Origin of the sequence: Luteimonas wenzhouensis (assembly GCF_007859305.1) — a bacterium.
GTDB lineage: Bacteria > Pseudomonadota > Gammaproteobacteria > Xanthomonadales > Xanthomonadaceae > Luteimonas > Luteimonas wenzhouensis.
Genome location: NZ_VOHE01000003.1, coordinates 457,434 through 477,894 on the forward strand (window position 1 = coordinate 457,434; position 20,461 = coordinate 477,894).

The following is a 20,461-nucleotide window of genomic DNA, read 5'->3' on the forward strand; positions in this document are numbered from 1 at the left end:
CATGCAGACAGGTTCCCGTTCGCTTGCGCCGACCCGGGCCCCCGATAATCGCCGGGATCCGGCGGGCGCCCCGCCGGCCGATGCCGGCCGCCGCCGCTTCCTCGCCTGGAGCGCGGCGGCGCTGGCGCTGGGCTGGAGCGGGTTCGCCGGCCGCGTGCTGGCCTTCGCCCCGGGGCGGGTGGCGCCACCGGCGCCCGGCAGCGTCAGGCTGCTGCCCTCGCTGTTCTCCGAGTCGGTGGCGGCCACCCGTCGCTACCTGATGCGGCTCGACCCGGGTCGCCTGCTCCACAACTTCCACCAGCAGGCCGGGCTGCCCCCGCAGGGGGAGGCGTACGGCGGCTGGGAAGGCGACACCATCGCCGGCCACACCCTCGGCCACTACCTGAGCGCACTGGCGCTGATGCACGAGGGCAGCGGCGACGCCGAGTGCCGCGAGCGCGTGGACGCGATCGTCGCCGAGCTCGCGCGCTGCCAGGAGGCCGGCGGCGACGGCTACGTCGCCGGCTTCACCCGCAAGCGGGCCGACGGCGTGGTCGAAGGCGGCCGCGCGGTGTTCGACGAGATCGAGCAGGGCCGGATCGAGGCGCTGCCGTTCCGGCTCAACGGCAGCTGGGCGCCGTTCTATACCTGGCACAAGCTGTTCGCCGGCCTGCTCGACGCGCACCGCTGCTGCGGCAACGATCTCGCGCTGGAGGTCGCGGTGCGGCTGGCCGGGTACGTCGAGCGCAAGCTCGCGCCGCTGGACCACGCGCAGATGCAGCAGGTGCTCGAATGCGAGTTCGGCGGCATGCCCGAAAGCCTGGCCGAGCTGTCGCAGCGCACCGGCGACGCGCGCTGGCTGGCGCTGGCGCGGCGCTTCCGCCACGACCGCGTGCTGGACCCGCTGGTGGCCGGGGAGGACCGCCTCAACCGGCTGCACGCCAACACCCAGATCCCCAAGCTGCTGGGCGCGGCGCGCGGCTTCGAGGCCGACGGCGACCGCGGCGACGCGGCCGCGGCGCTGTTCTTCTGGGAACGCGTGGTCCACCACCACAGCTACGCGATCGGCGGCAACTCCGACCGCGAGTACTTCCAGGAGCCCGGCACGCTGCCGCGCTACATCACCGAGCAGACCTGCGAGCACTGCAACACGCTCAACATGATGCGGCTCAGCCGGATCCTGCACGGCTGGAACGGCGAGGCGCGCTACTTCGACTTCTACGAGCGCGCGCTCTACAACCACGTGCTGTCGCAGCAGCATCCCGAGGGCGGGCGCTACACCTACATGACGCCGCTGCTCACCGGCGAGGCGCGCAGCTATTCCGACCCGGAAGGACAGTTCTGGTGCTGCGTGGGCACCGGGATGGAAAGCCACGCGCAGTACACCGACGGCATCTACGGTTTCCGCGACGGCGAGCTGCTGGTCAACCTCTACATCCCCTCGACCTGCGACGATTCCGCGCGCGGCGTGTCGCTGCGGATGGAGTCGGGACTGCCCGACGACGGGACCGTGCGCATCACGCTCGGGCCGCTGCGTGAGGGCGCCCTGCCGGCGCTGCGGCTGCGGGTGCCGGAATGGGCCGGCGACTGCCGGATCCGGGTCAACGGGCGCGAGGTGAAGCCCGAGATGCGCGATGGCTACGCGCGGATCCGCCGCGCCTGGCGCGAGGGCGACCGGATCGAGGTCGGGTTCGCGATGCCGCTGCGGCTCGAGCCGTGCGGGGACCACTCCACGCTGGTGTCGCTGCGCCGCGGCCCGTGCGTGATCGCGGCCGACCTGGGCCCGGCCGACGCGCCGTGGGACGGGATCGAGCCCTGGCTTCCCGACGGCATCGAGACCGCGTTCGGCGAGCCCGAGGGCGGGCGCTGGCGCGTGGCCCTGCCCACCCACCCGCAGGGGCTGGAGTTCGTCGCCTTCCACGCCCTGCACGACCGGCGGCAGGCGGTGTACTTCCATCGCTTCGACGCCGCGCAGCGCCAGCGTCACGAGGCCCGGCAGGCCGAGCGCCGGTCCCGGGAACAGGCCCTGCGCGAACGCAGCCTGGACCACATCGAGCTCGGCGACGGCGACAGCGAACAGGCCCACGCGCTGGCGGTCACCGGTGATTCGTATGCGGCCAGCTACCGCCGGGTGAGCGGCCGCGACGTCCGCGACGGCGGGACGCTGGAGTTCACCCTGCGCGGCGATCGTCCGGCGGCGGCGCTGCGCCTGCGCTACTGGGGCGAGGAGCACCGTCGCCGCTTCGCGATCGAGGTCAATGGGCGCGCGGTCGCCCACGAGGTGCTCGACGGCGGCCGCGGCCACGAGTTCGTGATGGTCGACTATCCGCTGCCGGCGAACCTGCGCGCCCCTTCGCCTTCGGGGTGGCGGGTGCGTATCGTGCCCGATGCCGGCTACTCCGCCGGCCCGGTGTTCGGCGCCTGGCTGCTGGCGGGCTGACCACGGCGAAGCCGACGCCTCCCGCGACGCGGGAGGCGGTGCGGGGCGCGGCTACTCCAGCAGCGCCACCAGGTCGGCGTGCAGCGCGGCGGGGATCCGGACACCCTCGGCCAGGCTGCGCTCGCGCGCCTGGTAGCGGCGTTGCGAGGGCAGGCGTGCGCCGGTCCCGTCGAAGGCGTTGAGGAAGGCTTCGGCCCGTGCCAGGTGTTCCTGCGCGCGATCGCCCAGGAAACGCTGCGGGTCGAGCGCCAGCACCAGTTCGCCATGGTAGGGCGAGGCGCCCGCGCCGGCGTCGTACTCCATCGACTCCAGGCTGGTGAGGTCGCCGATCAGCGGGCCGGCGATCAGCTCGATCATCGTCGAAAGCGCCGAGCCCTTGTAGCCGCCGAAGGTGAGCATCGCGCCCTCGTCGAGGACCTTCGCCGGGTCGGTGGTGGGATTGCCCTGCGCATCGATGCCCCAGCCTTCGGGGATCGATTCCCCGGCCCGGCGACGCAGCTCGATCTCGCCCCGCGCCACCGCGCTGGTGGCGAAGTCGAACACGTACGGCGGCGCGCCGGTGCGCGGCCAGCCGAACGCGATCGGATTGGTCCCAAGCAGCGGCACGCGGCCGCCGGCGGGAGCGACCCAGGCATGGCTGGGATTGCACGCCAGCGCGACCAGGCCCATGTCGGTCAGGCGTTCGATCTCCGGCCACAGGGCGGAGAAGTGCACGCAGCGGTTGATCGCCATCGCCGCCAGTCCCTGCGAGCGTGCCTTCTCCGCCAGCAGCGGCAGGCCGGCCTCGAAGGCCAGCAGCGAGTAGCCGCCGCGCGCGTCCACGCGCACGATCGCCGGCGCCTGGTCGTGTACTTCCGGCTCGGCGTCGCCCACGACCTTGCCTGAGCGCAGCGAGTGCACGCACACCAGGGTGCGGTACAGGCCGTGCGCGGCGCAGCCGTCGCGTTCGCCCGACACCATCAGCCAGGTCAGCGTGCGCACGTGGCCTTCGCTGAAACCGGCCTTCCCGAGGATCGATGACACCAGGGCGCCGGCCTCTTCCAGGGTGAGCACCACCGAATCATTCATCTGCAATCACCTGTACGCGGAACACGGGGAGGGCAGGGGACTATTGCCCATCCACCATGCCAGTTGAAGCCCGCGCCGCGGTTTGTGCCGGAATGGCGGAAAAGCCGGTGGTTCGTTGCACAATGCGTGCATGGGCAGGCACCCGACCGGGCAGGTGAGGATCATCGGCGGCAAGTGGCGCAACACGCGCCTGCCGGTGGAGGACGCGCCCGGCCTGCGGCCCACGTCCGACCGCGCGCGCGAAACGCTGTTCAACTGGCTTCAGCCGATGCTGCCCGGCGCGCGCGTGCTCGACCTGTTCGCGGGCAGCGGTGCGCTGGGGTTGGAGGCGCTGTCGCGCGGTGCGCGGTCGGCGGTGCTGGTCGAGCGCGACCGCCGCCGCTGCGAGCGCCTGCGCGCCGTCGCCGACCGCCTGGACGGCGGTGGGGCGGCGAGGATCGTGCACGCCGATGCGCTGGGGTTCCTGCGCGCGCCGACCGGGGAACGCTTCGACCTCGCCTTCATCGATCCGCCGTTCGACCTCGACCTGTGGGGCGCGGCGATCGCGCAGCTCGATCCATGGCTGGCCGACGCCGCGTGGCTGTACGTGGAAGCGCCGTTGCAGCGCAACATGGCGCCACCGGACGGGTGGCACCTGCATCGCGAGGGCGCGACCCGCCACGCGCGCCACGCGCTGTACCGGCGGGGAGGCTGAACAGCGCCGCGCGGCGCTGCTACACTGGCCCGGTCCCGACATCCGCAGCGTCGACGCCTAGCGAACCCATGAGTCCGGCCCGCACCCGCACCGCGGTCTATCCCGGCACGTTCGACCCGATCACCAACGGGCACATCGACCTGGTGCATCGGGCCGCGCCGCTGTTCGAACGGCTGGTCCTGGGCGTGGCCGCGAGCCCGAGCAAGCGCCCCACGCTCCCGCTGGAACTGCGCGTGCGCCTGGCGCGCGAGGCGCTCGCGCAATACCCGAACGTGGAAGTGCAGCCGTTCGAGACCCTGCTGGCGGACTTCGTGCGCAAGATCGGTGGCGGCATCCTGCTGCGCGGGCTGCGCGCGGTGTCCGACTTCGAGTACGAATTCCAGATGGCGAGCATGAACCGCCGCCTGATCCCCGAGGTCGAGACCCTGTTCCTGACCCCGGCCGAGGAATACGGGTTCATTTCGTCGTCGCTGGTGCGCGAGATCTCGCGGCTCGGCGGCGACGTGTCGGGCTTCGTCCCGGCCGCGGTGGCCGAGGCGCTGCAGGCCGAATGGCGGCGCGAGCCCGGCTGATTTCGTCGTTCCACATCTCTAGAACGGGAGTACCACCATGAAACTGATGAAGACCCTGGCGCTGGCCGCGTGCCTGGTGCTGCCGCTCGCGGCCTGCAAGAAGGAGGAGGCGGTCGTGGCCGAGAAGGCGCCGGTGCCGGTCCCCACCACCGACGACAAGGCCGCCTGGCAGGCCTACCTGAGCGACCAGGTGCCGCGCCACATGGAAGGCATCACCGCCCAGCCCTACGTGTACCGGGTGCCGGCGAACCCGAACCCGGACGATCCGGAGGAATACAACCGGCTGCTCGACAAGGCCAAGCTCGACGTCGCGCGTGGCATCGTCAAGGGCAACATCCTGGCCTACGCCGGCCTGGATCCGACCAAGACCGCCGACCTGGTGGTGGCCGCGTTCGAGCAGGTCCCGCCCGACACCATGAAGGGCGTGCGCGTGGTCTACATCGGCGACGCGGCCAACAACGGGCGGGTCAAGGCGGCGGTCGAACCGGCGGGCGTCGACTACGTGTTCGTCGAGGCCAAGTAAGTCCCCGGTCGCGCCCGCCGGCGGGCGCGACCCCTTTACCGTGATCGAAGGGGGGGCCGTGCACGGCCCCCGTCCCGGGGAGGCAGGACCGGTCGGGCCCGGGCTGCGCCCTCCGGCTGACGCCGATCCCGCGCGGATGCGCACCGCCTTTTCCGGTGGTGGAACGGTGCCGCGGCGGCCAGCGCTTACAATGCGCGCATGGCCCTGAAGATCAACGAGCTCTGCGTCAACTGCGACGTCTGCGAGCCGGTGTGCCCGAACCGGGCGATCACGCAGGGCGAAACGATCTACGTCATCGATCCGGCGCTGTGCACCGAGTGCGTCGGCCATTTCGACGAACCGCAGTGCGTGGCCGTGTGCCCGGTCGAATGCATCGACCCGGACCCGGACCACCCGGAAAGCGAACCGCAGCTGCTGGCCAAGCTGCGCCGCCTGCAGCAGGAGTCCGCATGAACCGCATTCTTTCCCTTTTCCTCGCCGCCGCGTTGCTGGCGGCGGCGCCGCTGTCCGCGCGCGACGCGCGAGCGGATGCCCGCCCACCGGGCGCCGCCATCGCCTCGGCGCACGCACTGGCCACCGAGGCCGGGTTCGAGACCCTGGAGGCCGGCGGCAACGCCTTCGACGCCGCGGTCACCGTCTCGGCGGTGCTGTCGGTGGTCGAGCCGATCTCCTCGGGCCTGGGCGGCGGCGGCTTCTTCCTGCTGCACGATGCGCGCAGTGGGCGCGACGTGTTCGTCGATGCGCGGGAGACCGCGCCGGCCGCGGCCACCAGCGAGCGCTACCTCGCCGCCGACGGCAGCTTCGACCGCGACCGCGCGATCAACGGCCCGTGGTCGGCGGGGATCCCGGGCCTTCCCGCGGGCCTGGTGCACGTGGCGCAGACCTACGGCCGGCTGCCGCTGTCGGTATCGCTGGCGCCGGCGATTCGCATCGCCCGCGAAGGCTTCCCGGTGTACGAGCGCATGGCCCGCGGCTACGAGATGCGTCGCGAGGTGATGGAACGCTACCCGGGGACGCGCGAGGTGTTCCTGGCTGGCGGCGCGCCGCCGCGCGTAGGCGACCTGTTCCGCCAGCCTGACCTCGCCCGCACCCTCGAACTGCTCGCGCAGCACGGCCATGACGGCTTCTACCGCGGCGAGGTTGCACGCAAGCTGGTCGAGGGCGTGAACGCCGAAGGCGGGCAGTGGACCCTGGAGGAACTGGCGTCCTACACCGTCAAGGAGCGCGAACCGGTCCGCTTCCGCTACCGCGGCTGGGAGATCGTTACCGCGCCGCCGCCGTCGTCGGGCGGCATCGCCCTGGCGCAGATGCTGCAGATCCTGCAGGGCTGGGAACTGGACCGGCTCGACGAGGTGCAGCGCACGCACCTGGTGGTGGAGTCGATGCGGCGCGCGTATCGCGATCGCACCTTCCACCTGGGCGACCCGGACTTCGTCAAGGTGCCGCAGCGCCTGCTCACCAGTCCCGACTACGCCGCCGGGCTGCGCGCGACCATCCATCCGGCGCGCGCCACGCCCAGCGAACTGCTCTCCGGAGAGGCCACGCCGCTCGAGGACGAGGACACCACCCACTTCTCGATCATCGACGCGCAGGGCAACCGCGCCGCGGTGACCCAGACGGTGAACCTGCTGTACGGATCGGGCCTGGTGGCCCCGGGCACCGGGGTGCTGCTCAACAACGAGATGGACGACTTCGCACTGCGGCCGGGGATCCCCAACGCGTTCGGCGTCATGGGCTACGACGCCAACGCGCCGGCGCCGGGCAAGCGCATGCTCAGCTCGATGACCCCGACCTTCATGGTCTCGCCGGAACGGGTGGCGGTGCTGGGTACGCCCGGCGGTTCGCGCATCATCACCATGGTGCTGCTGGGGATCCTCGGCTACGACGCCGGCCTGGACGCGCAGGCGGTGGCCGCGCTGCCGCGCTACCACCACCAGTGGATGCCCGACCGGATCCAGGCGGAGGCCGGCGCGTTCGACCCGGACGTCGCCCAGGGCCTGCGCGACCTCGGCCATACCCTGCAGCTGCCCGGCGACGAGGCCGAGGGCGGGCGCGGCTCGAGCCATGTCTGGGGCAACCTGCAGACCGTGGAGTGGCGGCTGTCGGACAACAGCCTGGGCGCCGGTTCCGATCCGCGCAACCCGGTCGGCAGCGGCGCGACCCGGCCGGTCGGCGCCGCGGCGGGCGGCCGGCGCGACTGAGGGCCGCGGCCGTGAAGCTGTGGTCGATCGAGGGTAACTCGCAGAAGCTCGACGGCGGCTCGATGTTCGGCAACGCGCCGCGCGCGCTGTGGACGCGCTGGGCCACGCCCGACGACGCCAACCGCATCCAGCTGGCCACGCGGGGCCTGCTGGCCGCACCGCTCAACGGCAAGGTGGTGCTGTTCGAGACCGGGATCGGCGCGTTCTTCGATCCGCGCATGCGCGAGCGCTACGGCGTTGCCGAGCCGCACCACGTGCTGCTCGATTCCCTGCGCGCGGCCGGGTTCGAACACGGCGACGTCGACGTGGTGGTGCTCAGCCACCTGCATTTCGACCATGCCGGCGGCCTGCTGGCCCCCTGGGCGGCCGGCCGTGCGCCCGAACTGTTGTTCCCGAACGCCACCTTCGTCGTCGGTCGGCGCCACTGGGAGCGCGCCTGCCACCCGCATCCGCGCGACCGCGCCAGCTTCATCCCGGAACTGCCGGCGCTGCTCGAGGCCAGCGGCCGGCTCGAGCTCGTCGACGGCGACCATGCGCCGTCGCTGGGCGGGGCGGTGCGGTTCCACTGGAGCGACGGCCACACGCCGGGCATGATGCTGGCCGAGATCCGCGGTCCGGACCTGCGCGACGGCGAGCCCCACGGCGGCGTGGTGTTCTGCGCCGACCTGGTGCCCGGCGTGCCCTGGATCCACGTGCCGATCACCATGGGCTACGACCGCAGCCCGGAACTGCTGGTCGACGAGAAGCAGGCCTTCCTCCAGGACAAGCTGAGGCGCAACGTGCACCTGTTCCTGACCCACGACCCGGACACCGCGCTGGTGCAGCTGGGCCGCGACGAGACCGGGCGCTTCGTCGCCGCCCACGCCTTCGGGCGGCTGGCCGCGCGGCCGCTGGGCGGGGAGGGCGCCGGATGACGCCGCGCATCACCCTGTTCATCGCCTCGCTGCACGTGCTGCTGTACCTGGTGCTGTCGCTGCGCGTGGTGCGGCGCCGGCAGCAGGCCCGCATCGGCGTGGGCAGCGGGGGCGACCAGGCCATGGCCCTGCGCATGCGCGTGCATGGCAACTTCGCCGAGTACGTGCCGCTGGCGCTGGTGATGCTGGCGCTGCTGGAACTGTGCGGGCTGCCGGCTCCGCTGCTGTGGACGTGCGGCCTGGTGCTGCTGGCCGGGCGTGTGCTGCACGCGATCGGCCTGGGCGGTTCGGCGGGCTATTCCTTCGGCCGCTTCGGCGGCGCGATGCTCACTTTCCTGGCCCTGCTGGCGATGGCGCTGGCCGGCCTGTGGCGGTTCGCCGTCCAGTTCCTGGCCTGAACCCCCGGCCCGCACTCAGCCCGGACGCTGTCGACGCTGGCGCGGCGGCGCCTGAGCTTCCACCACGGTCAGGATCGCCTGCCGGAACTGCTCGTTGCAGGCCCGGAAGCCCTCGAGCAGCCGCCGCTCCACCGGATCATCGACGAACTCGGCGTCGGCGGCCGGAATGCCGTCGCTGGGCGCGTACGGCGTCCCGCGGCCGGTGGCGAGCCATTCGTAGGACACGCCGGTGGCCATGGCCAGTTCGCCCAGGCGTTCGGTGGACGGATAGACCCGGCCCTTGGCGCTCTCCCAGTTGGCCACGGCGCTGCGGCTGACGCCGAGTGCGGTGGCCAGATCGGCTTGGGACATCCCGACCCTGACCCGGGCGGTGCGGATGCGCGTACTGATCTTCATTGTGTCTCCTGCGGCCGGTGCGCCGTCGCCAGGCCACTGTCGGGCGGCGCGGACAGTGATCCTGACGTGTCAGCAATACTGGCATCGCTTGTCCAGCTTCGTTGTCAAAATTACGCAAGCTTTTGTTGCATTGGGACATATTTTGAACACGTCAGCAATACTGACTGGTTCCGGGGGGGCCGACCCATTGCGTGTCCAGCGGACATGGGCGAGGGTAAGCCCCGTGTGGTCGCGTCGGCTCCAGGGACCGGGGTCATAGGAGCAGTCTCGCAGGGAAACGCTGGAAGCAAGCGCAGGTTTGGTTGGGTCGGCGGCTTGCCGTCGACCCAACCGGACCGGTCCCTTCCCCGTTCGCCCCGCCCGCTTCCCGCACACTTCCCGCCCACTTCCCGCCCACTTCCCGCTCAGGGCCCTCGTCACTTCCCCGCCCGGTCCGGCACCGCCTTGCAGGCGGCGCAGGATGCGGCCAGCATCCGGGGCTGTTCCGCAGCGAGGCCCGCTCCGTGTTCCGAATCCTCCGAGGAATCCTCCCCGGCGTCGTCCTGTCCGCGGCGCTGCCTGCCCTGGCCGCGTCCGGCCACGGAGGCGCGCCGTCGACCGACGCCCCGGCCATCTTCGTCAACCAGCTCGGCTTCCTGCCCGAAGCGACCAAGGCCGCGGTGGTCGAGGGTGCCGCCGCGGGCACGCGCTTCGAGGTGGTGCGCGAGACCGACGGGAGCGTGGTACTGGAGGGGGAGCTGCCGGCGCCGGCGACCTGGCCCGCGTCCGGGCGTCCAGCCGCGGCCGTGGACCTGGGCGCGCTGCGCGCGCCGGGCCGCTACCGGCTGCGGGTGCAGGGCCGCGAATCGGATCCGTTCCCGGTCGCCGCCGGGGTGTACGACGCGCTCGCCGATGCCGCGCTCAAGGGCTACTACTTCAGCCGCTCGGGGACCGCGCTGGCCCCCGCGCACGCGGGCCGCCATGCCCGGGCCGCGGGGCATCCGGACACCGAGGTCGAGGTCCATCCCTCCGCGGCGTCCGCCACCCGCCCGGCCGGAAGCGTGATCTCGGCCCCGGGCGGCTGGTACGACGCCGGCGACTACAACAAGTACGTGGTGAACTCGGGGATCACCACGCACACGCTGCTGGCCGCCTGGGAGGATTTCCCGGAATGGTTCCGCGACCGCGAACTCGGCATCCCCGAGAGCGGAAACGGGGTCCCGGACCTGCTCGACGAGGCGTGGTGGAACCTGCGCTGGATGCTGGCGATGCAGGATCCGCACGACGGCGGGGTCTACCACAAGCTCACCAACCTGCGCTTCGACCCGATCGTGATGCCGGACCAGGCGCACGAGCGCCGCTACGTGGTGCAGAAGAGTACGGCGGCGGCGCTCGACCTCGCCGCGGTGATGGCGCAGGCCGCGCGCGTGTACGGGCCGTTCGACGCGCAGTTCCCGGGGCTCGCGGCGCGCATGCGCGCGGCGGCGGAACGGGCGTGGGAATGGGCGCAGGCGCATCCGGATGTCCTCTATCGCCAGCCGGCCGACGTCTTCACCGGCGCCTACGGCGATGCGAAGCTCGACGACGAGTTCGCCTGGGCCGCGGCCGAGCTGTTCGTGCTGACCGGCGAGGCGCGCTACCTGCAGGCCTTCGAGCGCCATGCCGCGCCGCCTGGCGTGCCGTCGTGGGCGGACGTGGGCGCGCTGGCCTGGACCACGCTGGCGCGTCATCGCGCGCGCCTGCCCGACGATGCCTGGCGCACGCGCGTGGTCGAAGCGGTGACCGGGCTGGCAGGGGCGCTGGTCGCGCGCGCCCAGGCGTCGCCCTGGCGCCTGGCGATGCAGTCCGAGGATTTCGTCTGGGGCAGCAGCGCGCAGGCGCTCAACCAGGGATTCGTGATGGTCCAGGGCTACCGTCTCACCGGCGACCGCGCGCTGCTCGACGCCGCCCAGTCGCAGCTGGACTACGTGCTCGGGCGCAACCCGCTGGGCGTGTCGTTCGTCACCGGCCACGGCCTGCGCACCCCGCGCAACATCCACCACCGGCCGTCGCAGGCCGACGGGATCGACGACCCGGTGCCGGGACTGCTGTCGGGCGGGCCCAACCCGCGCCAGCAGGACCTGCGCGACTGCGAGGGCGTGGCGTATCCCTCGTCGCTGCCGGCGCTGTCGTGGATCGACCACGAATGCAGCTACGCCAGCAACGAGGTCGCGATCAACTGGAACGCGCCGCTGGTGTACATGGCCGCGGCGATCCCGGCGTTGACCGCGCGCTAGCGGCGCGGTCGGGCGCGCGGCCCGCGGGTCAGCCGATCCGGGTCCCGAAGATCCGGTCGCCGGCATCGCCCAAGCCGGGCAGGATGTATCCGTGTGCGTCCAGGCACTCGTCGATCGCGGCGGTGTAGACCTCGACGTCCGGGTGCGCGGCCTCCAGCCGGCGCAGGCCCTCGGGCGCGGCGACCAGGAAGATGCCCTTGATCCGCCGCGCGCCGGCGCGCTTGAGCATGTCGATGGTCGCGACCAGGGTGCCGGCGGTGGCGAGCATCGGGTCGAGGATCAGCGCGTCGCGTTCGTCCAGCCGTCCGGTCAGGCGTTCGAAGTAGGGCACCGGCTGCAGCGTCTGTTCGTCGCGCTGCAGGCCGACCACGCTGACCTTCGCCGCCGGGATCAGCGCCAGCACGCCGGGCAGCATGCCCAGGCCCGCGCGCAGGATGGGCACCAGGGTGATCTTGGCGCCGGCGATGCGGCGCACCTGCACCGGGCCGGCCCAGCCGGTGGTGGTGGCGGTTTCGGTCTCGAGGTCGGCGGTGGCCTCGTAGGCGAGCAGGGTGCCCAGCTCGGTCACCAGTTCGCGGAACGACTTGGTGCTCAGCGAGGCATCGCGCAGCAGGCCGAGCTTGTGCTGGACGAGGGGATGGCGGACTTCGATCGCGGTCATGTCGGTGGCACGCACGTGGGCGCTCGAAGTGTGACCGATCCATGATGGCCCGGGAAGGCGGCGGCGGGCGCGCTGTCACGCAGCTGAAACCGGGCGGACATAGCGTGCGCATCGTTTCCCGCTTCCCCGGTCCCGCCGCCATGTCGCGCCGCCACCCGCTCCACCTCGCCATCGCCCTCGTGCTGGCATCCTGCGCCTCCGCCGGCTTCGCCCGGGACGCGGCTCCCCCGATGCCCGGCCCGTCCCCCGTCGACCTCGACACGATGGTGGTGCGCGCGCAGTACGAGTCCCAGCTCCGGGCGGTGGATGCCAAGCGTTCGAGCGACGCGATCCAGGACGGCGTGTCGGCCGACTCGATGGGCCAGTACCCGGACCAGAACGTCGGCGAATCCCTCTCGCGCCTGCCGGGCATCAGCGTCACCCGCGACCAGGGCGAGGGCCGCTACGTCGTCATCCGCGGCCTGGACGCGGCCCTGAATTCGGTCACCGTCGACGGCATCGGCATGGGCACGCCGGAGGACGGCAGCCGGGCCGCGCCGCTGGACGTGATCCCCTCCGAATCCACCGAGCGCCTCACCGTGGTCAAGGCAGCCACCCCGGACATGCCGGGGGATTCGCTGGGCGGAACGATCATGGTCGAGTCGGCATCGGCCTTCGACCGCGACGGCCGCAGCATGCGGCTCAAGGCCGAGGCCAGCCACCAGAACCTCAGCGGGGAGACCAGCCCCAAGGCGGCGTTCAACTTCAGCGACGTCTATGGCGGGACCGTCGGCGTCGTCTTCGGCGTCAGCTGGCAGGACCGCGACTACGAATCGGACAACGTCGAGATCGAATACGACGATCAGTTCGAGGACGTCGCCGGCGGCCGCCTGCTGCCGCTGGAGATGCAGCAGCGCAAGTACACCATCAACCGCGAGCGCACCGGGCTGAACCTCAACCTGGACTGGCGCCCGGACAGCGACAGCCAGTACTACCTGCGCACGCTGTTCACGGACTTCACCGACGCCGAGACCCGCCAGCGCAACATCATCCCGCTGGGCGAGGGCGACATCGCCGGCTACGACGGCCACAGCTGGCAGGTGGAGAACATCGCGGCCGACGACTTCAGCCGCCGCCTGCGCTACCGCACCAAGGAAGAGCACACCTTCACCGCCAGCGCCGGCGGCATGAACCGCGTCGGCCGCGCGCGGTTCGACTACCAGCTGGGCTACACCAGGGTGCGCGAGCGCGTGGACGACGAAGTCGAGATGCGCTTCGAGTACCTGGGCGGGGAGGACATGGCGATCCGCCTCGGCCCGGGCGCGATCCCGTCCTTCGACGTGATCGACCCCGCCGGCGACGACGGCTGGCTGCGCAACGCCGGTTATGGCCTCGACCGCCTGGTCGTGGCGCCCAAGCAGGTGGACGACGAGGCGCTGAGCGCGAAGTTCGACTTCACCTGGACCGGCGAGGCGGCGACCTGGAAGGCCGGCCTGCTCGGGCGCTGGCGCGACCGCGATGTGAACGTGGACGAGGCCGAGTTCCGCCGCGGGCCGGAGATCGACCCGTCCGACTGGACCGCGGCGGCGCCGTCGTTCCGTCACGGCCTCTTCGGTGAGGGCCTGTCCTCGTCCGCCATGCGCGACTGGCTGCGCGGCAACCGCGACGCCTTCAGCGCGCGCCCCCAGGACGTGGCCGAAAACACCATGATCTCCCTGGTCGAGGACTACACCGCGGCCGAGGACGTGCTCGCCAGCTACCTGATGGCAACGGTGGACGTGGGCCAGCTGCGCGTGATCGCAGGTGCGCGGGTGGAGCGGACGCAGTTCGAGGCCAACGGCTGGCGCGTGGACCTGGACGAGGACGGCGTGCTCGCCACGACCCGGTCGTCGGCCTCGAGTTCCTACACCAGCGTCCTGCCGGGCCTGCACCTGCGCTACGACACCGACGGCGACTGGGTGCTGCGCGGCGCGGTCACCAAGACCATCGCGCGTCCCAGCTTCGGCGACATCTCGCCGCGGGTGAGCATCAACCGCGACGACGAGGAAGTGGAGCTGGGCAATCCGCAGCTCGATCCCTACGAGTCGATCAACGTCGACCTCTCGTTCGAGCGCTACATCGGCGAGTCGGGCATCTTCTCCGCCGGCGTCTTCCACAAGTCGATCGACGGCTACATCGTCGAGACCTGGACTGACAGCGACGCCCAGTTCCCTGGTTACGAAGTCACCCGCCCCATCAACGGCGAGGACGCGAAGGTGTTCGGCGTCGAGCTGAACTGGCAGCAGAAGCTCGACTTCCTTCCGGGGTTCTGGGGCGGCCTGCTGGTCAGCCTGAGCGGCACCTGGCTCGATACCGAGTTCGTCGCCGGAACCGAGGACCGCGCCGGTGAGACCTTCGTGCTGCCGCTCTCGTCCGAGCGCCTGTACAGTGCGCACCTGGGATGGGAGAACGACCGCCTCAGCGCGCGTCTGGCCGCCGTCTACCGCAGCGAATACCTGGACGAGATCGGCGACGACAGCCGCTACGACCTCTGGGTCGCGCCCAACACCCAGCTCGATTTCAGCTTGGACTACAGCATGGGCGAGCGCTGGAGCCTGTACTTCGAGGCCTCCAACCTGCTCGACGAACCGCTGGAGCTCTACCAGGGTTCGCCGGCCACCACGCTGCAGAACGAACTGTACGGCCGCAGCTACGCGGTCGGCCTGAAGCTGCGTTTCTGACCCGCGCCGCGCACGCCCGCTGACGCTGTCAGCGGGCTGTCAGAGCGGTTTGGCTAAGGTCCCGTCCATGCCGGCGCCATGCCGGACGCATCCACGGGAGAAACATCATGGGTTCCAGATTCGCAGGTTCGTTCGCGTGTCCGCTGTCGCTGCTTGCGCTTGCGCTGGCCGCCTGCACGGGGGCGCAGGACACGGCCGGCGCGGCTTCGCCGGACGCGCAGGCGGACGCCGCGCCGACCGCGCAGGCGCGCGACGTCCCGGTCATCGCCGAAGCGTTCCAGAGCGCGATGACGCCGGACGACAACATCGATTCAGTCGCCTCGTGGACCGCGCCCGACGGCGCGGTCTGGGTGATCGCCACGGCCAAGTCGACCGACCGACTGGTGGTGTACGACGGACACACCGGGCAGACGCTGCGCACCGTCGGCAGCCTCGGCACGGGCGAGGGCGAGTTCGACCGGCCCAACGGCGTGGCGGTCGCCGACGACCTGGCGTTCGTGGTCGAGCGCGACAACCACCGCGTGCAGGTGCTGCGGCTGCCGGAGTTCGAGCACGTGGCGAGCTTCGCCGCCGACGACCTGGTCAAGCCCTACGGCCTGTGGGTGACCCCGGTCGGCGAGGGCTACGAGCTCTACGTGACCGACGCCTACATGGCCGGCGAGGACGCCGACGGCGAGGACATCCTGCCGCCGCTGGCCGAGCTCGACCGGCGCGTGAAGCGCTATTCGCTCACGCCCGACGGCGCGGGCTACCGGGCGCAGCTGGTGTCGAGCTTCGGCGACACGAGCGAGCTCGGCGCGCTGCGCGTGGTCGAGTCGATCTGGGGCGATCCGGCGCACGGCCGGCTGCTGATCGCCGAGGAGGACGAGACCTATGCCAACGAGCTCAAGGTCTACGACCTGGACGGCCGCTTCGCCGGGCGCACCATCGGCGGCGACGTGTTCCATGCGCAGTCGGAGGGCATCATGCTCAAGGAGTGCGGCGACGGCGCGGGCTGGTGGATCACCACCGAGCAGGGCAAGGGCCGCACCGTGTTCCACCTGTTCGACCGCGCCACGCTCGACCATGCCGGCGCGGTGACCGGACAGATGGTGGCCAATACCGACGGCATCTGGCTGCACCAGGCGGCGACTTCGAAGTTCCCGCAGGGCGCGCTGTACGCGGTGCACGACGACCAGGGCCTGGTCGCGTTCGACTGGCGCGACATTGCCGGTGCGCTGTCTCTGCCCGCCTGCGCGGTGGACTGAGATGGCGAGCCGGATTCCGCTGGTTCTCGCTGCCGCGCTGCTGCTCTCGCCGTGGCCTGCGGCGCTGGCCGAGGCGCCGCAGGCGGCGCGCCAGGTCGAGCCCAACACCCTGGTCCCCGAGGGCGTGGTGCGCTACGCGCCGACGGGTTTTCCCGACCGCATCGTCGCCACGCCGCTGCAGGATGCGGCGACCGGGTTCTCGGTCAGCTGGCGCACCGGCGTGGCGGTCGAGTCGCCGGTGCTGGAGATCGCGGTGGCGAAGGAGTCGCCCGACCAGTGGGACGGCGACGTGCCGCCGCGGCGGGTGGTCGCCGCGACGCGCGCGCTTGCCGCGGGCAACGGCAGCGCGCACCACCACCGCGCTGTGGTCGACGGCCTGCAGCCGGGCACGCTGTACGCGTGGCGGGTGCAGGGCGATCGCACCTGGAGCCCGTGGCGGCAGCTGCGCACCGCCGCGCCGGCCGGGACGCCGCTGGAGTTCCTCTACATCGGCGACACCCAGAACAAGAACGCCAGCCTGGTGACGCGGGTGATGCACGAGGCCGTGCGCCATGCGCCGCGGGCGAACCTGGCGCTGTTCGCCGGCGATCTGGTCAGCGAGGCGGTGGACGACGACGAGTGGGGCGAGTGGTTCGACGCCACCGGCCCGCTGGCGACGATGGCGTTCGCGCCCGCGCCGGGCAACCATGAGTTCTTCGAGGAATTCGAGGACACCCCGCAGGAGCGGCGCGTGCTCGGCGAGCAGTGGAAGCATCACTTCGCGTTTCCCGGCAACGGTGCGACTGGCGTGAAGGACACGACCTACTGGTTCGACTACCAGGGCATCCGCTTCGCGGTGATCGACGGCACGTCCGCGCTCGATCTCGACGCCGGGCCGGCGCAGACGCGCTGGCTGGACGAAGTGCTGTCGGGCAACCCGCACCGCTGGAGCATCGTGCTGATCCATCAGCCGTTCTACTCGCCGCGCGCCAATCGCGAGAACCGGGAACTGCGCGAGACCCTGCTGCCGGTGATCGAGCGACACAGGGTCGATCTGGTGCTGCAAGGCCACGACCACGTCTACGGCCGCCGCGGCGGGGAACGGGGCGCGCCACCGGTCTACACCGTGTCCGTGGCCGGACCCAAGCAATACCGCCTGTCCGACGACGCCCGCCACACCATGTCGCCCGTGGGAGAGGATACGCAGCTGTTCCAGGTGCTGCGGCTGGACGGCGACCGCCTGAGCTACGAGGCGCGCACGGCGACCGGCAGGCTGTACGATGCCTTCGCGCTGATCGACGGGGGCGATGGCGGCAAGCGCCTGGAGGAGCGGGATCAAGACCGCATCGGGGAGCGCATGTGCAGCCGTCCGCACGCACCGGGCGGGCGTGCCGATCGCTGCTGGGAGTGAGGAATGAAGAGGATTGCCGGACATTCTGCGCTGTTGCTGCTGTTGGCCTGCTTCGCGCAGGCCGCCGTCGCCGCCGAATCCATCCGGCATCCCTTCCGCGCGAGCCAGCCGCCGGCCGCGCCGGACGAGGTGCTGCTGGCGGTAGAGATCCCCGCCGGCAGCTTCACCAAGTACGAGATCGACGAGCAGGACGGACTGGTCTACGTCGATCGCTTCCAGTCGATGCCGGTGGCGTATCCGGCCAACTACGGTTCGATGCCGCGCACCCTGGCCGGCGACAACGATCCGCTGGACGCGCTGGTGCTCACGCGCGCGCCGCTGCATCCGGGCGTGCTGGTCCGCTTCCGCCCGATCGGCGTGCTGCGCATGACCGACGACGGCGAGGCCGACGAGAAGATCATCGGCGTGCCCACCGACAAGGTGGATCCGGCCTACGCCGGCATCCGCGACATCGGCGACCTGCCGGAGATCGAGCGGCAGCGCATCGAGGCCTTCTTCCGCGTCTACAAGGACCTGCCGGCGGGACGCAACCCGGTGGCGCTGGATGGTTTCGGCGACGCCGCGGAGGCGAAGACGGTGATCCGCGAGGCGCTGCGACGCTACGAGGCGCGGGAGCGCTGAGGCCGTCCTTCGAGCGTCGAGTGGGCGGACCGGCAGCGGGACGGGGTCAGCCCGGCTCCCACTCGAAGCGCACCAGCGCGCCGCCGAGGGCGGACGTGCCCAGCGTCATCCGGCCGCCGGTGGCCTCGGCAAGCTCGCGAGCGATCGACAGGCCCAGGCCCGTTCGCGGACCGGATTCGTCGAGGCGCCTTTCGCTCTCCGCGATGTCGCCGCTCCTCTCAGCGGCGAAGCCGGGGCCGTCGTCTTCCACGCCGAGCACCGTCCACTGCGGTCCGGCCGCGCCGGAAACGCGCACCTGCCGGCGCGCGTGCCGGGCGGCGTTTTCCAGCACTGCGCCGAGGATCTCGGACAGGTCTTCTGGCTGCAGCGCCAGACGCAGGCCGGCGGGAACGTCCACGGTGAACGCAAGCTGCCCGCCCTTGTCGGTATGTTCGATCACGTTGACCAGCCGTTCGACCACCGTGCGTACGTCCGCATTGCCGCCGCGCGCGCTGCGTATGGTCGCGGCGCGCGCGTGCGCGAGCTCGGCGTCGATGGTGCGACGGATCGCGGCGATCGCGCGATCGAGCCCTTCCGCCGCCTGTTCGGCGCCGAGCTCCCGGGCGTGGCGACTCTGCGCGGCGATTGCCGACAGCGGCGTTTTCAGCCCGTGGGCGAGGTTCGCGGCGCGCCGTCGCGCGAGCGCCAGGTCGCGCTCGCGTGCGTCGGCAAGCGCGTTGATCGCGTCGGTCAGCGGCTGTACCTCGCGCAGCGAGGCGTCCGGCAGGCGCGCCCGCGCGCTCTCGCGCAGGGTATTCAGGTCGCCGCGGATGCGGCGCAGCGGATGCAGCCCGAGCCTGACCTGCAGCCACGCCGCCGCCGAGAGCACCAGCCACAGCGCGAGCAGGAACAGCGCCAGTTCGCGCCCGAACTCCGTGCGCGCGTCGGTCAGCGGCGCGCGGTCCTGCGCCAGCTGCACCAGCACCCTCGGCCCGCCCGCATCCGGGACGACCGCGCGTTCGAGGATGGAAACCCGTCCGCCGTAGGGGCCGTCGGCGTGGCGCAGCACCCAGTCGCGGGTCGGCGCCGCACGCGGCGCGGCGAGGTCGGCGTCCCACAGCGAGCGCGAGCGCACCGCGCCGGCCGGTCCGGACACCTGCCAGTAGTAGCCGCCGGCGGGCGTCTGCAGCCGGGGATCCATGGGCGTCGGGTCGATCACCGGCGCACCGTCGGGGGCCAGCGACAGCGCCGCGACCAGGCGCAGGCCGTCGCGGGTCAGTTCGGCTTCGAGCCTGCGCTCGAGATGGCGTTCGAACAGCAGGGTCATGAACAGCCAGGCCACGCCCAGCGCCAGCAGGATCGCCGTCGCCGCGCCGGCCAGGAGGCGCCAGTGCAGCGAGCGCGCGATCACGCGGGTTCGCCCGGCAGGTAGCCGAAGCCGCGCCGGGTCAGGATGACGTCGGCGCCGTACTTGCGCCGCAGCCTGGCGATGATCGCCTCGATGGCGTTGGTGTCCCCCGAGTCGGCGACGCCGTACAGGTGCTCGGCCAGCTCGCCGGCGGAGACGGCACGGCCCGACGCATGCGCGAGGTGGTCGAGCAGCCGGTATTCGAGCGGCGACAGCCGGGCCGGCGCGCCGTCGAAGGTCGCGCTCATGCGTGCGGTGTCGAGCCGCAGCCTGCCCAGCGCGACGATGCTGTTCGTGTGTCCCGCGCCGCGGCGCACCAGCCCGCGCACGCGGGCGACCAGCTCGCCCATCTGGAAGGGCTTTCCCATGTAGTCGTCGGCGCCCGCCTCGATGCCTTCGACCTTCTCGGTCCAGTCGCCGCGCGCGGACAGCACGATGACCGGAAAGGCGCGTCCGGCCGAACGCCAGCGGCGCAAGACCGACAGCCCGTCAAGCCGGGGCAGGCCGAGATCGAGGACGGCGGCGTCGTAATCCTCCGTGTCGCCCAGGAACCAGGCGGTTTCGCCGTCGCCGGCGACGTCGACGGCAAAACCGGAGGCTCCCAGGGCACGCCGCAGGTCGGCCTGGATGTCGGAATCGTCCTCGACGACGAGGCAGCGCATCAGTCGTCCTCGATCTTGCGGATATCGCCGGTCCGGGCGTTGAGGTCGATCTCGAGCACGCGGCCGGTCGGGGTCAACACCTTGACCTCGTATTCCCAGCCGTGTTTCTTGCTGTGGTCGAGCTCCACTTCGATGACGTCGCCGGGGACGCGCCGCTGCACGATCTGCAGGATGTGGTTGAGGGGCAGGATTTCACCGCGCTGCAGCAGCCTGCGCGCCTCGATATGATCGTTCCCGTCGCTCTTGCCGGCCAGGGCCGACGGAGCGACGAACAGGGCCGAAAGCGCGATGCCCAGCGCGAGCGGGAGGAGGGAGCTGCTGGGGGAGGGACTGGTATTCATGGTGGCGATGATG

The 20,461-nt window shown here is 71.7% G+C and carries 19 protein-coding genes; 13 read left to right on the plus strand and 6 right to left on the minus strand.

Features of this window, described 5'->3' with window-relative positions; translation table 11 throughout:
* Window position 1 precedes the first annotated feature (1 nt).
* Window positions 2-2,419 carry a glycoside hydrolase family 127 protein gene (locus FQY79_RS08455; protein WP_146312454.1) on the plus strand — a complete coding sequence of 806 codons (2,418 nt, stop codon included), beginning with the start codon at window positions 2-4 and terminating at the stop codon, window positions 2,417-2,419.
* Window positions 2,420-2,470: 51 nt separating this feature from the next.
* Here FQY79_RS08455 and FQY79_RS08460 read toward each other — a convergent pair whose 3' ends face one another.
* Entirely contained in the window at window positions 2,471-3,487 is a 1,017-nt protein-coding gene (locus FQY79_RS08460; protein WP_186759875.1) for an Ldh family oxidoreductase, read from the minus strand.
* A 130-nt stretch (window positions 3,488-3,617) separates the two neighbouring features.
* Here FQY79_RS08460 and rsmD point away from each other — a divergent pair, with 130 nt between their 5' ends.
* The 7 genes from rsmD to FQY79_RS08495 all read left to right on the plus strand — a co-directional run bounded on the left by rsmD (window position 3,618) and on the right by FQY79_RS08495 (window position 8,789).
* A complete protein-coding gene (gene rsmD, locus FQY79_RS08465) occupies window positions 3,618-4,181 on the plus strand; it encodes a 16S rRNA (guanine(966)-N(2))-methyltransferase RsmD (RefSeq protein WP_146312456.1) in 564 nt (187 codons plus the stop codon).
* A gap of 68 nt (window positions 4,182-4,249) precedes the next feature.
* Entirely contained in the window at window positions 4,250-4,753 is a 504-nt protein-coding gene (coaD, locus tag FQY79_RS08470) for a pantetheine-phosphate adenylyltransferase (RefSeq protein ID WP_146312457.1), read from the plus strand.
* 37 nt (window positions 4,754-4,790) lie between these two features.
* Entirely contained in the window at window positions 4,791-5,276 is a 486-nt protein-coding gene (locus FQY79_RS08475; protein WP_146312458.1) for a hypothetical protein, read from the plus strand.
* A gap of 198 nt (window positions 5,277-5,474) precedes the next feature.
* Window positions 5,475-5,729 (plus strand): YfhL family 4Fe-4S dicluster ferredoxin, encoded by a 255-nt coding sequence (locus FQY79_RS08480; RefSeq protein WP_146312459.1) that lies wholly within the window; start codon window positions 5,475-5,477, stop codon window positions 5,727-5,729.
* Window positions 5,726-7,477 (plus strand): gamma-glutamyltransferase, encoded by a 1,752-nt coding sequence (gene ggt / locus FQY79_RS08485; protein ID WP_146312460.1) that lies wholly within the window; start codon window positions 5,726-5,728, stop codon window positions 7,475-7,477. Before FQY79_RS08480 ends, ggt begins: the two co-directional genes overlap by 4 nt.
* 11 nt (window positions 7,478-7,488) lie before the next feature.
* Entirely contained in the window at window positions 7,489-8,391 is a 903-nt protein-coding gene (locus tag FQY79_RS08490) for an MBL fold metallo-hydrolase (RefSeq protein WP_146312461.1), read from the plus strand.
* Complete coding sequence (locus tag FQY79_RS08495) at window positions 8,388-8,789, plus strand: MAPEG family protein (RefSeq protein WP_146312462.1); 402 nt, start codon at window positions 8,388-8,390, stop codon at window positions 8,787-8,789. Before FQY79_RS08490 ends, FQY79_RS08495 begins: the two co-directional genes overlap by 4 nt.
* Window positions 8,790-8,804: 15 nt before the next feature.
* On the opposite strand, the gene FQY79_RS08500 is transcribed toward FQY79_RS08495, so the two are convergent.
* A complete protein-coding gene (locus FQY79_RS08500; RefSeq protein WP_146312463.1) occupies window positions 8,805-9,185 on the minus strand; it encodes a helix-turn-helix domain-containing protein in 381 nt (126 codons plus the stop codon).
* Window positions 9,186-9,688: 503 nt separating this feature from the next.
* On the opposite strand from FQY79_RS08500, the gene FQY79_RS08505 reads away from it, so the two are divergent.
* Window positions 9,689-11,440: a glycoside hydrolase family 9 protein gene (locus tag FQY79_RS08505; RefSeq protein ID WP_146312464.1), complete on the plus strand. Its 1,752-nt coding sequence runs from the start codon at window positions 9,689-9,691 to the stop codon at window positions 11,438-11,440.
* 28 nt (window positions 11,441-11,468) lie between these two features.
* On the opposite strand, the gene upp is transcribed toward FQY79_RS08505, so the two are convergent.
* Complete coding sequence (gene upp, locus FQY79_RS08510) at window positions 11,469-12,101, minus strand: uracil phosphoribosyltransferase (RefSeq protein ID WP_146312546.1); 633 nt, start codon at window positions 12,099-12,101, stop codon at window positions 11,469-11,471.
* Window positions 12,102-12,241: 140 nt separating this feature from the next.
* Here upp and FQY79_RS08515 point away from each other — a divergent pair, with 140 nt between their 5' ends.
* From FQY79_RS08515 to FQY79_RS08530, 4 genes are all read left to right on the plus strand, one after another.
* Window positions 12,242-14,800, plus strand: coding sequence for a TonB-dependent receptor (locus FQY79_RS08515; protein ID WP_146312465.1), 2,559 nt, complete (start codon window positions 12,242-12,244; stop codon window positions 14,798-14,800).
* Window positions 14,801-14,907: 107 nt separating this feature from the next.
* On the plus strand, window positions 14,908-16,047 hold the full coding sequence (locus tag FQY79_RS08520) for an NHL repeat-containing protein (protein WP_146312466.1): 1,140 nt from the start codon (window positions 14,908-14,910) through the stop codon (window positions 16,045-16,047).
* A 1-nt stretch (window position 16,048) separates the two neighbouring features.
* Window positions 16,049-17,437 (plus strand): purple acid phosphatase family protein, encoded by a 1,389-nt coding sequence (locus FQY79_RS08525; protein ID WP_146312467.1) that lies wholly within the window; start codon window positions 16,049-16,051, stop codon window positions 17,435-17,437.
* 3 nt (window positions 17,438-17,440) lie between these two features.
* Entirely contained in the window at window positions 17,441-18,058 is a 618-nt protein-coding gene (locus tag FQY79_RS08530; protein WP_146312468.1) for an inorganic diphosphatase, read from the plus strand.
* Between the two features lie 46 nt (window positions 18,059-18,104).
* Here FQY79_RS08530 and FQY79_RS08535 read toward each other — a convergent pair whose 3' ends face one another.
* Genes FQY79_RS08535 through FQY79_RS08545 form a run of 3 tightly spaced genes read right to left on the minus strand, consistent with a single transcriptional unit; the run spans window position 18,105 to window position 20,448 of the window.
* Complete coding sequence (locus FQY79_RS08535) at window positions 18,105-19,448, minus strand: sensor histidine kinase (RefSeq protein WP_246123046.1); 1,344 nt, start codon at window positions 19,446-19,448, stop codon at window positions 18,105-18,107.
* Window positions 19,445-20,107: a response regulator transcription factor gene (locus FQY79_RS08540; protein ID WP_146312469.1), complete on the minus strand. Its 663-nt coding sequence runs from the start codon at window positions 20,105-20,107 to the stop codon at window positions 19,445-19,447. Before FQY79_RS08540 ends, FQY79_RS08535 begins: the two co-directional genes overlap by 4 nt.
* Entirely contained in the window at window positions 20,107-20,448 is a 342-nt protein-coding gene (locus tag FQY79_RS08545) for a PepSY domain-containing protein (protein ID WP_146312470.1), read from the minus strand. Before FQY79_RS08545 ends, FQY79_RS08540 begins: the two co-directional genes overlap by 1 nt.
* Between the last annotated feature and the right edge of the window lie 13 nt (window positions 20,449-20,461).

Excerpts from the sequence above, each read along its gene's own strand:
- FQY79_RS08480 (WP_146312459.1), top strand. The coding sequence starts at position 5,475 with ATGGCCCTGAAGATCAACGAGCTCTGCGTCAACTGCGACGTCTGCGAG.
- ggt (WP_146312460.1), top strand. The coding sequence starts at position 5,726 with ATGAACCGCATTCTTTCCCTTTTCCTCGCCGCCGCGTTGCTGGCGGCG.
- FQY79_RS08545 (WP_146312470.1), bottom strand. The coding sequence starts at position 20,448 with ATGAATACCAGTCCCTCCCCCAGCAGCTCCCTCCTCCCGCTCGCGCTG.
- FQY79_RS08500 (WP_146312463.1), bottom strand. The coding sequence starts at position 9,185 with ATGAAGATCAGTACGCGCATCCGCACCGCCCGGGTCAGGGTCGGGATG.
- FQY79_RS08495 (WP_146312462.1), top strand. The coding sequence starts at position 8,388 with ATGACGCCGCGCATCACCCTGTTCATCGCCTCGCTGCACGTGCTGCTG.
- rsmD (WP_146312456.1), top strand. The coding sequence starts at position 3,618 with ATGGGCAGGCACCCGACCGGGCAGGTGAGGATCATCGGCGGCAAGTGG.
- FQY79_RS08540 (WP_146312469.1), bottom strand. The coding sequence starts at position 20,107 with ATGCGCTGCCTCGTCGTCGAGGACGATTCCGACATCCAGGCCGACCTG.
- FQY79_RS08520 (WP_146312466.1), top strand. The coding sequence starts at position 14,908 with ATGGGTTCCAGATTCGCAGGTTCGTTCGCGTGTCCGCTGTCGCTGCTT.
- FQY79_RS08455 (WP_146312454.1), top strand. The coding sequence starts at position 2 with ATGCAGACAGGTTCCCGTTCGCTTGCGCCGACCCGGGCCCCCGATAAT.
- coaD (WP_146312457.1), top strand. The coding sequence starts at position 4,250 with ATGAGTCCGGCCCGCACCCGCACCGCGGTCTATCCCGGCACGTTCGAC.
- FQY79_RS08460 (WP_186759875.1), bottom strand. The coding sequence starts at position 3,487 with ATGAATGATTCGGTGGTGCTCACCCTGGAAGAGGCCGGCGCCCTGGTG.
- FQY79_RS08475 (WP_146312458.1), top strand. The coding sequence starts at position 4,791 with ATGAAACTGATGAAGACCCTGGCGCTGGCCGCGTGCCTGGTGCTGCCG.
- upp (WP_146312546.1), bottom strand. The coding sequence starts at position 12,101 with ATGACCGCGATCGAAGTCCGCCATCCCCTCGTCCAGCACAAGCTCGGC.
- FQY79_RS08530 (WP_146312468.1), top strand. The coding sequence starts at position 17,441 with ATGAAGAGGATTGCCGGACATTCTGCGCTGTTGCTGCTGTTGGCCTGC.
- FQY79_RS08525 (WP_146312467.1), top strand. The coding sequence starts at position 16,049 with ATGGCGAGCCGGATTCCGCTGGTTCTCGCTGCCGCGCTGCTGCTCTCG.
- FQY79_RS08515 (WP_146312465.1), top strand. The coding sequence starts at position 12,242 with ATGTCGCGCCGCCACCCGCTCCACCTCGCCATCGCCCTCGTGCTGGCA.